This window comes from Priestia sp. MDV22-iso46, assembly GCF_058629175.1.
In genome coordinates, this window is record NZ_JBZVWT010000001.1 from 2,056,953 (window position 1) to 2,071,681 (window position 14,729).

Below are 14,729 nucleotides of genomic sequence, written 5' to 3' on the forward strand. Positions count from 1 at the left end.
GTTAAATGAATGAACGTACTAGCTTTTTCACTTTTTTTAGCCATTGTAGGTCTTACGCTAATCATTACGTATGCGGCATCCAAGCGGACAAAAACGACCAGTGACTTTTATACAGCAGATGGAAGTTTAACCGGCTGGCAAAACGGCATGGCGATTGCCGGAGATTATATGTCTGCTGCGTCATTTTTAGGCATAGCTGGAATGGTAGCGCTTTCTGGATTTGACGGTTTTTTTTACAGCATCGGCTTTTTAGTTGCCTATCTCGTCGTGTTATACATTGTAGCTGAACCACTTCGCAACTTAGGAAAGTACACGATGGCAGATATGATAGCAGCTCGTTTTAACGAAAAGAAAGTGCGGGGAGTTGCTGCGTTAAACACGATCACCATTTCCATTTTTTATATGATTGCACAGCTTGTTGGAGCAGGAGCATTAATTCATTTATTACTTGGTCTAGATTACGTGTATTCTGTCTTGATTGTCGGCGTCTTGATGACGGTTTACGTTGTATTTGGAGGGATGACGGCGACCAGCTGGGTGCAGATTGTCAAAGCCTTGCTTCTGATGATTGGTACGTTCATTATTTCCATTATTGTATTTTCAAAATTTGATTTTAGCTTAGCTAAAATGTTTTCTGAGATGAAAACCGCAACTCCTCTTGGTGACGGCTTTTTAAATCCTGGAAATAAATTCAAAAATCCGCTGGACATGATTTCGTTGAATTTAGCTCTTGTTCTTGGTACAGCAGGCCTTCCTCATATCCTTATTCGTTTCTTTACAGTAAAAGATGCCATCACCGCACGAAAGTCTGTTATTTATGCAACGTGGATCATTGGCGTTTTTTACATTATGACAATCTTTTTAGGGTTCGGTGCTGCTGCATTTGTAGGGTACGATGATATTATCAAAGCAAATGCAGCAGGAAACATGGCAGCTCCCCTGCTCGCTCAAGTTCTTGGCGGAGACTTTCTCTTTGCGTTTGTCTCAGCTGTAGCTTTTGCTACGATTTTAGCTGTTGTAGCTGGGCTGGTGCTCTCAGCAGCTTCAGCATTCGCGCACGACTTCTATAGTCATATTCTCCGTAAAGGAGCTGCTACTGAAAAAGAACAGGTAGTGGCTGCACGATGGGCTTCTATTGGGGTATCCATTTTATCTATTATTCTTGCATTATTTGCTCAAAACATGAACGTGGCATTTTTAGTGGCACTTGCGTTTGCGGTAGCAGCGAGCGCTAACTTGCCAATTATTCTTCTCACTATTTTTTGGAAACGTTTTAATACAGCAGGAGCAGTCACTGGTATGCTGGTTGGACTATTCAGCTCCCTGTTTTTAGTTGCCATTAGTCCAAACGTGTGGGCACCTGAGCCGGGAGCTGCTATCTTTGTAGGTGAACCGCTCATTACGCTAACAAACCCTGGTATTATCTCTATTCCTCTAGGCTTCTTAGCTGCTTTTATAGGAACACTTCTTTCGTCTAAAAAAGCAGACGAAAAGAAATTTGATGAGATTTTAGTAAAAGCAAATACAGGTTTGGGAATCGAAGAGCCTGTCAAACATTAATGCCAAAAAGCCTTGAAGCACTTTGCTTCAAGGCTTTTTACTAGAATAAATCTTCTTGTAAACCAATAGCGGAAATTTGTTCATTTCTAAACTTTACAGCTAACATATGCTCTTCTTCCCACGTACATTCAAAAAACAAACCAAGTTCTCTTGTATCATGAGGTGCTTCAGGAACAAAGATTTGAATACACTCAACTAAAAACCCGATGTCTTTTCGCTTTTTTACATTCGGAACTAATAAGTCTACCACGTCTTTTTCAACTTGAGTTCTGTATTCATCTCGCACCTGTTGATAATAATCAAAAAGAGCTTTTTCCGTCCTCTTTAACAACAATTCACCTTGAAGCCAAAATGCTTGAAAGGCCTCTTCTTGTCGTTTTTGAAATGGCTTCTCTTTATCTCCATCAATTGTCAGCAACACCTGTTGTTTTTGTCCAAAGAAAGTGACCTGTTTTTCTCCAACCCAGGCCGAGTCATATAACAAAGATCCAAAAAGCGGATGATGTACTCGTAATGTTTGATTCATTGCATACCTGACCCTCTCAAAAAGTGGATTTCTGCTTGCATTGGCGTATAATAAATGTTGCTTGAAACAAACTTCTAAACTTATTCTATGTTACCATATTTTTTACAGAAAGGAGTGCCACAATGTGTGAATACAATTAAATCTTTGTACCCTTACTTAAAACCTTACAAATGGCTCGCGCTGTTTGCCCCGCTATTGATGGTAATTGAAGTGTTAGCTGACCTTCTTCAGCCTACTATTATGCAGCATATCATTGATTATGGCATTGCAAACAACGATCAAACATATGTTATCACTCGAAGTATCCTTATGCTCATGTTAGCAGTCATTGGCTTAGCTGCCGGTATCGTCTGCGCCATCCTTAGCACAAAAGCGGCAGTAAATTTTTCTACCGATATTCGGAAATCGCTTTTTGAAAAAATTGAAAACCTCTCAAACAGCAACAGAGACAAACTAGGGACTGGTCACTTAATTACCGTCATGACAAATGATGTAACGAGTGTTCAAAACGCATTGAATATGACGCTAAAAGTATTAGTTAGAGGTCCTTTACTTTTTGCAGGAAGTATTGTGATCGTGTTATTAACCGCTCGTTCTTTGTTTCCTGTTATCGTCGTGGTCGTCCCTATTTTATTTTTATGCATTTGGTTTGTGATCACGAAAGCTGGAAAACTTTTTAAAAAAGTTCAGCAAAGCGTTGATCGTGTAAATACAAAAGTCCAAGAAAATTTATCAGGGATGCGTGTAGTAAAGGCGTATGTAAGAGAATCGTATGAAATCAATCAGTTTAAAGAAGCAAACAGTTCCTTGACGCGAGCTAATATGAGTGCTGTTCAGCTTATTTCGCTTTTAATGCCCGTTATTTTATTTGTAGTAAATATCGGAATGGTAGCTACTCTATGGCTGGGAGGACTTCAAGTCGAAGCAGGAAAAATTGAAGCAGGTGTGATTTTAGCTTTTATTAATTACTTAACGATTATTTTAAACGGACTTATGTCAAGCAGCATGGTGCTGATGCAAATTACACGCGCATTCCCTTCAGCTGAACGAATCGATTCTGTTTTAAAAACAAAAATAGACATCCCTCCAGCAAACTCTGCTGCTCAAATCAACAGACTTAAAGGTGATCTATCGTTTCAAAACGTTACATACAGCTATAGTAAAAATGGCGAAAACGTATTAAAAGATATTTCGTTTACTGCTAGACACGGGGAAACCATTGGCATTATTGGCTCTACTGGAAGCGGAAAGTCGACGCTTGCAAAACTTATTTCCCGCTTATATGATCCCGATGGCGGCGAAATTTTTGTAGATGGAAAAAATCTTACGGACTATGACGTAAAAGAGCTTCGCTCATCCATTGGGTTTATTCCTCAAAAAGCTACGCTGTTTACCGGTACGATTGATATGAATATTCGAATGGGAAAAGATCATGCTTCTTCCTCAGAAATTGAAGATGCTGCGGATTTTGCATGCGCAACGGAGTTTATTGAAAAACTCCCAGAAAGATATGAGTATCCTTTAACGCGAGGGGCGACCAATTTATCAGGAGGGCAAAAGCAGCGTCTTTCAATCGCGCGTGCATTTGTTAGAAAGCCCGCTATCCTGGTCATCGATGATGCAACTTCGGCATTAGACGCTGTCTCAGAAGCACAGGTACTAAAACATTTAAAAGAAGAGTTTGCTGATGCGACCGTTATCATCATTGCTTCTAAAATTTCGTCTCTTCTCCACGCTGATCATATTATCGTCATGGATGAAGGCAAAATTGCTGAACAAGGGACTCATGAAGAATTGCTTCGTTATCGCTCTCTTTATTACGACATTTATCTTGCACAAGGCGGAAAAGAGGTGTTGCCTAGTGAATAATCAAGGTAAAAATCAAATGAGCTCTATTCGCGGCCCTAGAGGAATGATGAAAGGCCCTGTAGTTAAGCCAAAGAATGCGAAAAAAACACTGTACAGAATCTGGTCATATATGGGGAAACGAAAACCTCCGCTTGCGGCTGCGATAATCTTAGTTATTGTGACTTCCCTGCTTAATTTATTAGGCCCTTATTTAATTGGGGTTATTATTGATGAGCATATTATTCCTAAAGATATCAGCGGGACGATACGAATGTCCCTTATTCTTGCAGGAATTTATATCACGACATCTTTATTAACATGGCTGCAAACCTATTTAATGGTGAACGTTTCGTTTACGACTATTGGAATGCTCCGCCAAGATTTATTTGCAAAGCTTCAGACTCTCTCCCTTCGCTTTTTTGACAAACGAGCTCACGGAGAGTTAATGAGCAGAGTCACAAATGATATTGATAATCTAAACAACGCTCTGAGTCAAAGCGTTATTCAGGCTCTGTCCTCTATTTTGTCTTTAGTGGGCATTACCATTGCGATGTTCTCGCTCAACTGGATTCTTGCCATTATCACGCTGATTGTTATTCCATTGATGGTTATAATCGTTCGACAAATATTAAAACGAAGCAGTGAAAATTTTGTCAAACGCCAAAAAGATTTAGGTGAGCTAAACGGCTTTGTAGAAGAAGCAATCTCTGGAGGAGAAGTTGTTACGCTTTTTAGTAAGGAAAAAGACTTTTTAACTGTTTTTAATGAACGAAATGAACAGCTGAGAAGTTCAGCAACAAAAGCGGAAACATTTTCAGGCTTTTTAGGTCCTGTCACAAACTTTATTAACAACTTAGGCTTAGCACTAGTGATTGGAGCGGGAGCATTTATGGCTGTTCAAGGTAGCGTTACAGTTGGGATGATCGCTTCATTTGTTAACTACTCACGTCAGTTCTCTCGCCCAATCAGTCAAATGGCAAACTTAGTAAACACCATTCTTTCGGCTATTGCCGGCGCAGAGCGCGTGTTTGCGATTATGGATGAGCAGCCGGACGTCACAAACAAACCAAACGCTCTTTCTGTTACAAAATTTGCAGGAGACGTTGCTTTTGAGAACGTATCATTTGGCTATAACGATGAAAAAATGATTTTAAAAGATGTTACACTGACAGCAAAAAAAGGTGAAATGGTTGCTTTGGTCGGTCCGACAGGTTCTGGTAAAACAACAATCATTAACTTGCTCACACGATTTTATGACATCTCAAACGGAGACATTAAAATTGACGGACGTTCCATCAGTGACTATAACATCCATGATTTACGAAACCGAATCGGCATTGTTCTTCAAGATACCTATTTATTTTCCGGTACGATTGCGGATAATATTCGATTTGGCCGGTTAGATGCCAGCGACGAAGAAGTTAAAAGCGCCGCAAAGATGGCCAATGCTCATTCGTTTATCAAGCATCTGCCGCAGCAATACAATACCGTGATTTCAGCTGGCGGAGGAAATTTAAGTGAAGGTCAAAAGCAGCTTTTATCGATTGCTCGAGCCATGCTTTCTGACTGTGATATTTTAATTTTAGACGAAGCTACTTCCAACATTGATACAAAAACAGAAATTGATATTCAAAGAGGAATGAGTAATCTATTAAAAGGAAAAACAAGCTTTGTGATTGCCCACCGCCTTAAAACGATTGAAAATGCAAATCAAATCCTTGTCTTAAAAGACGGACAAATTATTGAAGAAGGAAATCATCGCGAGCTGCTAGAAAAACAAGGGTTTTATCACAAGCTCTATACGCAGCAGTTTACGATTTAAAAGAGGTAAAATAAAAAGTATGTTAGTTTAAGGAAGGTCCGAACGAGTAATTGTTCGGACCTTTTCATTGTGTTGGTAAACGTAGGGTTCATCCAGTTAGTTGCTTCTAGCTGTTGATTGGAGAGCAAGGCGAAGACTCCTGCGGGAACAGCGGAACAGATGAGACCCCGCTACAACGCGGTCTCCGACTTTGACAGTTGTGACTTCTTCTCCCACTTCCTCGACAACGCCAGCTGAATCAAGTCCTAATACGTGAGGATATGTCCAACTAGGATTGCCACCGTTTCCTGTTTTATAATCTACAGGGTTCAGGGCAGTAGCTTTAATTTTAACTAAAATTTCACCTTTAGCTGGATGCGGCTTTTGGATATTTCCGACTTTCATCTCACTTACTTTCCCTTTGCCTTCTAGCAGTAAAGCTTTCATCAAGATCTCCCCTTTTACATTTCTTCCTTCAATTAAAAGTTCTTTTTCAGTATAATAAATACATGTTGTTTACAAAAGACGGCACTTTCATGTAACCAGGTACCTTCCCGGTAACCTAGGTCTATGGATATTAAATTATTATATCCATATTTCATATCTGTTTATGAATGGAGGATTAACGGTGAAAGCACCCCACTATAATGTACCTGTTGAAGCAACACTTGAAGTAATCGGCGGGAAATGGAAAGTCGTTATTTTATGCCTATTAAAAGAAGGCGAAAAACGTTTTAGTGAACTTCAGCGAGCTATGCCTGCTATTACCAAAAAAATGCTGTCCCAACAGCTAAAAGAATTAGAAAAAGACGGTGTGGTTAATAGAAAAGTATACAATGAAGTTCCTCCTAAAGTAGAGTACTCACTCAGTGAAGAGGGCGAAACCTTACGAGAAATTTTAAATATGATGTGCGCATGGGGAGATAGAAGAATGGGAAACACCCCAAATTGCAGCTAAGTTCTCCTAGCGGCTCTGTTAAAACAAGCGAATAGCTATTGCCAGGAGCTATTCGTTTTTGTTTTATCTATTCTCCTACTCTTTCTTGCGATTCGTCCCTGTGTAAGAACATCTGACAACACTATAGAATTCTTTCGCATTTTCAGCTATGATGATGTCGAACGATGCAGCCAGAATTGTCGAAATAAAACTCAAGAATGATAGGTGATTCAATGATGCAATTAGGTTTAGATTTATCCCAAAAACAACTATTAAAATTGGCCATGACACCTGAATTACGTCAGTCTATCAACATTTTAAATTATTCTACGGCCGATTTAGTTCATTATCTTCATCAGCAAGTCAATGAAAATCCTGTAATTAAACTGTCTGCTGGCGACTCTCAGCAAAAAGATTCATTTGATACTCGAGAACAGCGTTCATATTCAAAAGGTTATACCGACGACGAGTATAATCCGTTTAATTATATATCTGATCAAACTGTGACATTAGAGAGTCATTTATTAGAGCAGCTGTCTATGCTAAATCATTTACACTCACATCAAAAACACATCGTTCAATTTCTAATTGGAAACTTAAATAAAAACGGCTTTTTAGCAATTGAGCCAAAACTGGCAGCCGAACTGTTGAATGTTTCAATTAACGAAGTCAACGATATGATTCACGTTTTACAAAGCTTTGATCCGATTGGCGTGGGCGCTCAAAATTTTGTCGATTCACTGCTTATTCAAATTAAGGCCAAAACGTCAAAGCCTCCTCTTTTATACGACGTGGTAAAACACGATATTGAAGATATTGCTAACAAAAAATATCGGAACATTTCAAAAAAATACTCTATTTCGATGCGTGAAGTACAAGAAATTGTTGACTGCTTGCGGACATTAAATCCTCGTCCAGCAGGAGATTTCCACGTCCCGCTTACGAAGTACATCTCGCCTGATGTAACGGTACAAAAAGTTGACGGCCGCTATCATGTTATTCTTCATAGCGAGCTGCTTCCGCCCATCGAAATTAACGGTACCTATCAAAAGCTGGTTCATCGCTCTGCATGCGTAACAACCGATCGATACGTACAGGAAAAAATTCATGAAGCTACTTGGCTAATCAATAGTATTGAGCAGCGTAATGCGACGATTTACAACGTGTCCAAAGCCATTGTGGAACATCAGCAAGATTTTTTTGAAATGGGTATTTCGGGGCTAAAGCCGCTTACCTTAAAAGATATTGCTCAAAAAGTAGACTGTCACGAATCAACGGTAAGCCGTGCGACTAACGGAAAGTATATTCAAACGCCACGCGGGCTGTTTGAGTTAAAATACTTTTTCACCAATTCTTTAGAGCGAACTGATGGCGAACAAAGCAATTCTACTGCCTTTATAAAAGAAAAAATTAAAACATTAATTGCCGAAGAAAATAAATTAAAACCTCTTTCAGATCAAAAGCTCATGTCTCTTCTTTCCAGCGAAGGAATTCAAATTTCAAGAAGAACAGTAGCTAAATACCGTGAAGAAGCAGGAATTGAAAGTTCTTCTAAGCGGCGACGATTTTAATATTGCTTATTCTAAATTACAGCTTTATCACTACTAAAAAGAACCCGTTGATTTTACTCAACAGGTTCTTTTTATCGGTTTCCAATAAATAAAAGCCATATGATATTGATACGTATATTCATATCTGCCATTTATTTTCTTTACATGCTGTAAAATAATCTTCTCAGTTTCTAACTTGTCAATATCTTTAGAAAGCACCTTTGTCGAGTTCTTCCTGATGAGATCTTCGTACGTCTCATAGGTTACCGTTTTGGTTATAGGAACCAGCTTACAATCTGCGTAAATACCCAGTTCATATAAAATATTTAGTAAGTCAATATATTCCTTACGGCGCCATTTAATCTCGTACCCAAGTTTTCTATGTAACTCTACGTAATGAGGCTTTTCTGGACCCGTTGACATGCCGATAACCGCCAAACGATTAGCCGAATCATTCATATTTAAGAGACCATCGACAATATTATGCATACGGTAAAAACAGTTTATTCCTACTACGGCATCATAGTTATCTGTTAGACGCTCATACTCCCATTTACCTTCTATAAACTTTAGATTAGAGCGGGCATCTGATTGCGTTTGTAAGTAGCGAATAATGCTTGGCGAACAATCCATACACGTAAGTTCTTTTACATAATCAGCAATCGAAAACGTATAATTCCCCCAGCCAGGGCCAATTTCCATAACAGAGTCATTTGGATTCAAAAAAGCAAGAAGTTCTTGTTGAAGCTGTTTTACTACAGGGTCATTTACTGAATTAAAAGACATTTTCTCTAAATACTGCTGCCAAAATTCATCTTCAGCTCGGTCGTTTATCATCCGCTCCGATATTGAACCGTCCCATTCCTTCAGCCCTTCCTGCCACTTTTTTACACGATCACTTTCATATACCGAAAATTTTGTAAGCTGCATGCATTCACGTTCCCCTCTTTATATACGTAAACCTATACTATCATAAAGAAAAAGAGAGTTCCTTTTTAAACTGGAACTCTCTTTTTGTATTAGTTAAATTATGCTGCTGCCTCTTCTTCTGTGTGATGCTTCTCTTTTCTGGCATTGATATAAAACATTATCAATGAAAGAGTGATGAAGATTGCTGCAAAGATTCCAAGTACGCCAGCCTGATGCCATACATAGCCGAAATCATCACCAATTGAAATGATTTCACGGAAACCGCGAATTGCATAGGTCATAGGCAAGTACGGATTAATTGCCTGGAAGAATTCCGGCACAAGTGCTTTAGGGAATGTACCTGCACTGCCGCCAATTTGAAGCAGCAGAATAATGAAGGCTAAATACTGCCCTACTTTTCCTAACCCTGTTGTTAAGAACAAGATAAGTGTAAAGAACGTCACACCTGTAATCATGGTAAAGATATAGAAGTGCCAAATGCTTGTTACGTTTAAATGCAAGCCCCATAGAAGAGCTGTAACAGCAATCGCTGCCTGCAGCATACCTACAATAGTGATGACACTAAACTTACTTAAGAACCACGAAATGCCTGATGTCGGTCGAATTGATGGCTCTTTCATTGGATATACCGCTGAAAACATTAATGTTCCCGCAAACAAGCCAATACATAAGATGTATGGAGCTAATCCGACACCGTACTTATCTACATTGTTTTGTTTATCTGATTTTAAATCCGTTGGATTTGAAAACATACTATATGTTTTATCATCCGCTTTAACATCTTTTGCATCTTTTGCACCATCTGCTAAAGATGAATGAAGCTCGCTCGTTCCATCTGATAATTTAGATGAACCATCATATAGTTTGGACGAACCATTTGTTAACTCTTTAGAACCATTTGCTAACTTGGTTGCCCCGTTTTCTAGCTGTGTTAAACCATTTGCTAGCGCTGCGCTTCCTTGTTCAGACTTCTTAAGCCCATCCACAATTTGCTGCTGCCCGTCAGCAAGCTTTCCAGCTCCTGTATGAGCGTCAGCAATACCGCTGTTTAGCTCTGCAAATTTGCTGTTGAACTGCTTTTCTCCGTCTGCTAGTTTAACAGCACCGTTGTATAATTGAGTTTGACCATTATATAACTGAGTTTGTGCGTTGTATAACTGAGTTTGGCCATTATACAGCTGACTTTGTCCATCAGCAATTTTATTAATAGCGCTTTGAATATCTTCTCCGCCTTTAGACAGCTTTTGCAGCGCCGCAGATAACTCTTGCACTTTATCTACTTTTGCTTTTAGCTGCTCTGCTTTTTGCTGCTGTTCATCCATAAACTGCTGCGACGTGAGTTTTTTAATTCCTGCAATCAGCGTTTGTTTTTGCTCATCAGGAATGGACTCGTTGCTGTTAATGCTGTCAATGAGGGCTTGCTGCTGCTGTTCAAACTCTGCTTTTTTTGAATCGACCTGCTGTTTAATCTGCGTAATTTCCTGTTCCGCTTGATTAATTTGCTGCGTAACGCTGCTCACTTCAGCGTCCACTTGGTTTAAGCCGCTCGTGAACTGCGGTAGTTTCCCTTGAAGTGTTTTTGTTCCTTCATTAAGTTGCTTTGTAGCATCCTGGAGTTTTTTGGTCCCACCTTGCAGTTTTTCAGTTCCGTCTTGTAGCTTTCCTAATCCAGTGCTAAGCTTTCCTGCACCTGTTTCAAGTTCTTTAGAAGCCGCATAAAGCTGTCCGCTCCCACTTTCTAACTTTCCTAAACCGCTGTTTAGGCTGCCTAAGTTTTCATTAATTGTGTCCGCACCGTTTAGTAGCTTAGCTGCACCAGCATTTAAATCTGTTGCTCCTTTTCGTGCATCCGTTAACCCGTTTGCTAATTTAGCTGTACCGTCTTCGAATGTAACCGTGCTGTCTGCTAATTTCTTCATGTTATCTCGCAGCGTTTTTGAGCCGTTTTCGAGCTCTCCTGCACCGTCACTTGCTTTTTGAAGACCGTCCGCTACTTGCTTAAAGCTGTCAAATACCGTTTCAGCATACTGCTTTGTGACCGCTTCTTTAATCTGATCATTGATTTTAGCCACTGCATTTGAGCTAATTTGAGCGCCTGAATAGTTCTTTCCGGCATTTGTATGATAGATAAATTTCATTTTTTTAGGATCTTTATCCATTAATGTTGTTGCATTTTTGGAGAAATTCTTTGGAATTTCTAAAACTAAATAGTAGTCCTCATTTTTTAAGCCTTCTAACGCTTTTTCTTTGTTCGTAAATTTCCAGTCAAATTTATCGTTTTTCTTTAAATCATCAACAAAATCACGACCGACATTCAATTTCTTTCCATCTAACGTAGCACCTTTATCTTCATTTACCACTGCAACTGGAATTTGATCTGTTTTTCCATACGGATCCCAGTAAGCAGATAAAAAGATGACATTATAAAGTAATGGAACAAATAACAATCCGCAAATCACAACAATAGTCATTGGTTTGGAAAAGATTTTTTTCCATTCTCCTTTAATCATATTCATGTTTTTTAGCCTCCAATAATCCTTACTTCCGCCTGACTGTTTGACCGAAAAACATTTTCGGTCATTAAGTTCTGATTAATGTTACCATATTCACAAGAATAAGGTCAATCGTTATTCTGTAATTAAAAGCTGATTTTAGCAGAAAGTTTAAAATCAGCTTTTTTAAGATAACGTTCATGCTATAGGCTTAAATCATTAACTTCATCCGCATCGTTTTTAACAAATGCCCTTCAAATTCATCATCAAATTCACCCACGAGCTGGAAACCTTTTGATTGATAAAAAGCACGGCCTATTCCGTTTTCCCTTTCTACGTTAATGTAAACGATTTTTAATTCCTTCGAGCGCTTCATTCCTTTTTCTAACAATTGCGAACCGATTCCTTTTCCTTGATAAGCAGGCAGTATATAGATAGATCCTAGTTCTATTTCCCCTCTGTTTTGTAGTCGGAAAAAGTTAGCGTACCCTACGATTTTCTCATCAATAGTTGCTACATAAATGAACGAATTGCGCAGGCGCCACAGCAGCCTTTTATTGGAGTATGCTTCTGAAAGAAACCGATTCTGAACGCTTCTAGGAATAATTCCTTCATATGTATCATACCAGCTCATCTTTGCGACGTATTGAACAGACGTAATATCTTCTTTTCTCATTTTGCGAATGATTACCTCCACTCACATCCCTCCTTACAATTTGCTGCTAAAATCGTACATAATTTCACCTGAAAAATATAGTTATAAATATATATTTTTAATTGTAACGCTCTAGAAGCATTGATTGATTTTAGAACCTTATGTATAATCGAGATAGATACAAATTGAAAATGATTATCATTAACAGGAGTGCTGAATGATGAATTTAACTACCGTGAGTATTGGCGACAAAGTAAAAGTTAAAAACATTGAATTTTTAGATAGATCATTAGAACGCCGCCTTCTTTCTTTTGGAGTAAAAAAAGGCTGCGAACTATGCATGAAGCAAAAAACCATCTTAGGAGGACCTTGTATTATTGAATGTCAAGGTCAAATGATTAGCATCCGAAAACGCGATGCGGCTAAAATTGAGGTTGAGACAGCATGAGTACAATTGCACTTTTAGGAAATCCAAACACAGGAAAAACTTCTTTATTCAATATATTAACAGATTCCTATGAATACGTAGGAAACTGGAGCGGTGTAACCGTTGAAAAGAAAGTTGGGTCTATTAAAAAGCAAAACAGCCAGCTGGTTGATTTGCCGGGTGTGTATGATTTTACTCCTCTTTCTTCAGATGAAGCAGTGGTAACTAACTTTTTGTTAACCGGAGAATTTAACAGTATGCTGAATATTGTAGACGCTTCTCAGTTTGAAAGAAGCATGCATCTCACTATTCAAGCATTGGAATATGGAAAGCCATTAGTAATCGGCTTAAATATGATTGATGTAGCGGAAAAACGCGGATTGACTTTTCATTTGGAGAAGCTTAGCAAATCATTACATATTCCGGTTTCTGCAATTATTGCCCGCAATGGAAAAGGAATTAATGAGCTTCTCTCCACTTTGAAGCAAGATTTAAAAGCCCCGTTATTTCAACTAAATTACGGGGAAACCGCTGAACACGCAATTCATATGATTCAAACAAAAGCGGATGTCAGCAGATGGATTGCCATTCAATTTTTAGCTGAAAATAGCGTAATTGAATCAACATTAAAAGAAAAAACGAGTTACTCAGAGCTGCTTGAGCTTCGAAAAGCAGCTGCACAAAAATTAACCAAGCCGCTTAGCGAGCATTTCTTCGACGTGCGTACAGCATTTATCGAGCGCATTTCCAGCGAGTGTATCGTAAAGGGCAGTGAAACACCTCTAACCTTCACAGATCGAATCGATCGAATTGTGACGCATAAGTGGCTTGGTCTCCCTATTTTTCTTGGCTTAATGTATTTGATTTTTAATATTACGTTTACTTGGATTGGCGTTCCTCTTTCTGATAAACTGGACGGTTTTTTTGGCGGAACGCTTAGTAAAGGCGCTGATTCTCTTCTAAATGCAGCTGGTGCTGCTCCATTTATTCATGATTTAATTGTGGACGGCATCATCGCAGGCGTAGGCGGCGTACTAGTATTTGTACCACAAATCTTTGTCCTGTTCTTTTTCATTTCACTGCTTGAAGATTCAGGATACATGGCTCGAATTGCTGTAGTAATGGATCGTATCATGGAATTTTTCGGTTTGAACGGAAAAGCATTTATTCCGATGATTATTAGCTTTGGATGTAACGTACCGGGGATCATGGCCGCGCGTACAATTGAACAGCGAAAAGAGCGCCTTATGACCATTTTAGTAAATCCATTTATGAGCTGCTCAGCACGCCTTCCTGTATACGCTTTGTTTGTAGGTGCGTTTTTTGTGCAAAACGGAGCAGCTGTGGTGTTTTCTATGTACTTGCTTGGCATTATTTTAGCACTTGTTGTAACGAAAATTTTATCAGTAACGCTTCTTAAAGACGAACAATCAACTTTTATTGTCGAACTTCCTCCTTACCGCGTACCTCAAGCCAAGACTCTTTGGAGAAGCACGTGGGAAAAAGGCCGAAATTTCGTCCGAAAAGCAGGTACGGTTATTTTAGCTGGCTCTGTATTTATCTGGCTATCATCTTACGCTGGCCCTGGCGGTTTTGGAGTAGATATGGAAAATAGCTTTATGGCTATTATTGGAGGTGCTATCGCTCCTCTATTTATCCCTTTAGGTTTTGCGACATGGCAAGCTGTAGCATCACTGATTACAGGCTTCCTAGCAAAAGAAGTGGTTGTTTCAACTATGAGCATCATTTATAAAGTACAAGAAGGACAGCTTGGCGACACAATGAAGACATTCTTTACACCGCTAACAGCCTATACGTTTATGGTGTTTGTTCTTCTTTATGTTCCGTGTCTAGCAACCGTCGCTGTTATTCGACGAGAAACCGGCTCATTGAAATGGACAGCATTTGCTGTGGCCTACCCTTTGGTTGTCGCTTATCTCGTAGCTTTGCTTGTACACACTATTGGAAAAGTACTTGGTTTTTCTTAAAAGGAGTGAATAATA

12 protein-coding genes are annotated in these 14,729 nt (G+C 39.1%); 7 read left to right on the forward strand and 5 right to left on the reverse strand.

Annotated features, from left to right (window positions below):
• The first annotated feature begins 9 nt into the window (after positions 1 to 9).
• Positions 10 to 1,560, forward strand: a complete 1,551-nt coding sequence (locus AC4NPH_RS10450) for a solute symporter family protein (RefSeq protein WP_075421314.1) — start codon at positions 10 to 12, stop codon at positions 1,558 to 1,560.
• Between the two features lie 40 nt (positions 1,561 to 1,600).
• Here AC4NPH_RS10450 and AC4NPH_RS10455 read toward each other — a convergent pair whose 3' ends face one another.
• Positions 1,601 to 2,086 carry a DUF6985 domain-containing protein gene (locus tag AC4NPH_RS10455; RefSeq protein WP_013055615.1) on the reverse strand — a complete coding sequence of 162 codons (486 nt, stop codon included), beginning with the start codon at positions 2,084 to 2,086 and terminating at the stop codon, positions 1,601 to 1,603.
• A gap of 126 nt (positions 2,087 to 2,212) precedes the next feature.
• On the opposite strand from AC4NPH_RS10455, the gene AC4NPH_RS10460 reads away from it, so the two are divergent.
• Positions 2,213 to 3,955 carry an ABC transporter ATP-binding protein gene (locus AC4NPH_RS10460; RefSeq protein ID WP_098315094.1) on the forward strand — a complete coding sequence of 581 codons (1,743 nt, stop codon included), beginning with the start codon at positions 2,213 to 2,215 and terminating at the stop codon, positions 3,953 to 3,955.
• Between the two features lie 16 nt (positions 3,956 to 3,971).
• Complete coding sequence (locus AC4NPH_RS10465) at positions 3,972 to 5,756, forward strand: ABC transporter ATP-binding protein (protein WP_013055613.1); 1,785 nt, start codon at positions 3,972 to 3,974, stop codon at positions 5,754 to 5,756.
• A 96-nt stretch (positions 5,757 to 5,852) separates the two neighbouring features.
• Here the strand turns inward: AC4NPH_RS10465 and AC4NPH_RS10470 are convergent, their stop codons facing one another.
• Positions 5,853 to 6,182 carry an alcohol dehydrogenase catalytic domain-containing protein gene (locus AC4NPH_RS10470; RefSeq protein WP_063670625.1) on the reverse strand — a complete coding sequence of 110 codons (330 nt, stop codon included), beginning with the start codon at positions 6,180 to 6,182 and terminating at the stop codon, positions 5,853 to 5,855.
• 163 nt (positions 6,183 to 6,345) lie between these two features.
• Between AC4NPH_RS10470 and AC4NPH_RS10475 the strand changes: the two genes are divergently transcribed.
• Positions 6,346 to 6,693, forward strand: a complete 348-nt coding sequence (locus AC4NPH_RS10475; RefSeq protein ID WP_034668472.1) for a winged helix-turn-helix transcriptional regulator — start codon at positions 6,346 to 6,348, stop codon at positions 6,691 to 6,693.
• Between the two features lie 212 nt (positions 6,694 to 6,905).
• Positions 6,906 to 8,243, forward strand: a complete 1,338-nt coding sequence (rpoN, locus tag AC4NPH_RS10480; RefSeq protein ID WP_231101672.1) for an RNA polymerase factor sigma-54 — start codon at positions 6,906 to 6,908, stop codon at positions 8,241 to 8,243.
• A gap of 57 nt (positions 8,244 to 8,300) precedes the next feature.
• Here rpoN and AC4NPH_RS10485 read toward each other — a convergent pair whose 3' ends face one another.
• The 3 genes from AC4NPH_RS10485 to AC4NPH_RS10495 all read right to left on the reverse strand — a co-directional run bounded on the left by AC4NPH_RS10485 (position 8,301) and on the right by AC4NPH_RS10495 (position 12,341).
• Entirely contained in the window at positions 8,301 to 9,152 is an 852-nt protein-coding gene (locus AC4NPH_RS10485; protein ID WP_063670624.1) for a class I SAM-dependent methyltransferase, read from the reverse strand.
• Positions 9,153 to 9,250: 98 nt separating this feature from the next.
• A complete protein-coding gene (locus AC4NPH_RS10490) occupies positions 9,251 to 11,668 on the reverse strand; it encodes a YhgE/Pip domain-containing protein (RefSeq protein WP_013055607.1) in 2,418 nt (805 codons plus the stop codon).
• Between the two features lie 187 nt (positions 11,669 to 11,855).
• Positions 11,856 to 12,341 carry a GNAT family N-acetyltransferase gene (locus AC4NPH_RS10495; protein WP_029324863.1) on the reverse strand — a complete coding sequence of 162 codons (486 nt, stop codon included), beginning with the start codon at positions 12,339 to 12,341 and terminating at the stop codon, positions 11,856 to 11,858.
• A gap of 175 nt (positions 12,342 to 12,516) precedes the next feature.
• Here AC4NPH_RS10495 and AC4NPH_RS10500 point away from each other — a divergent pair, with 175 nt between their 5' ends.
• Complete coding sequence (locus AC4NPH_RS10500; protein WP_013055605.1) at positions 12,517 to 12,747, forward strand: FeoA family protein; 231 nt, start codon at positions 12,517 to 12,519, stop codon at positions 12,745 to 12,747.
• Entirely contained in the window at positions 12,744 to 14,714 is a 1,971-nt protein-coding gene (gene feoB, locus AC4NPH_RS10505; protein WP_029324862.1) for a ferrous iron transport protein B, read from the forward strand. The genes AC4NPH_RS10500 and feoB overlap by 4 nt, the downstream gene beginning before the upstream one ends.
• Positions 14,715 to 14,729: the final 15 nt, after the last annotated feature.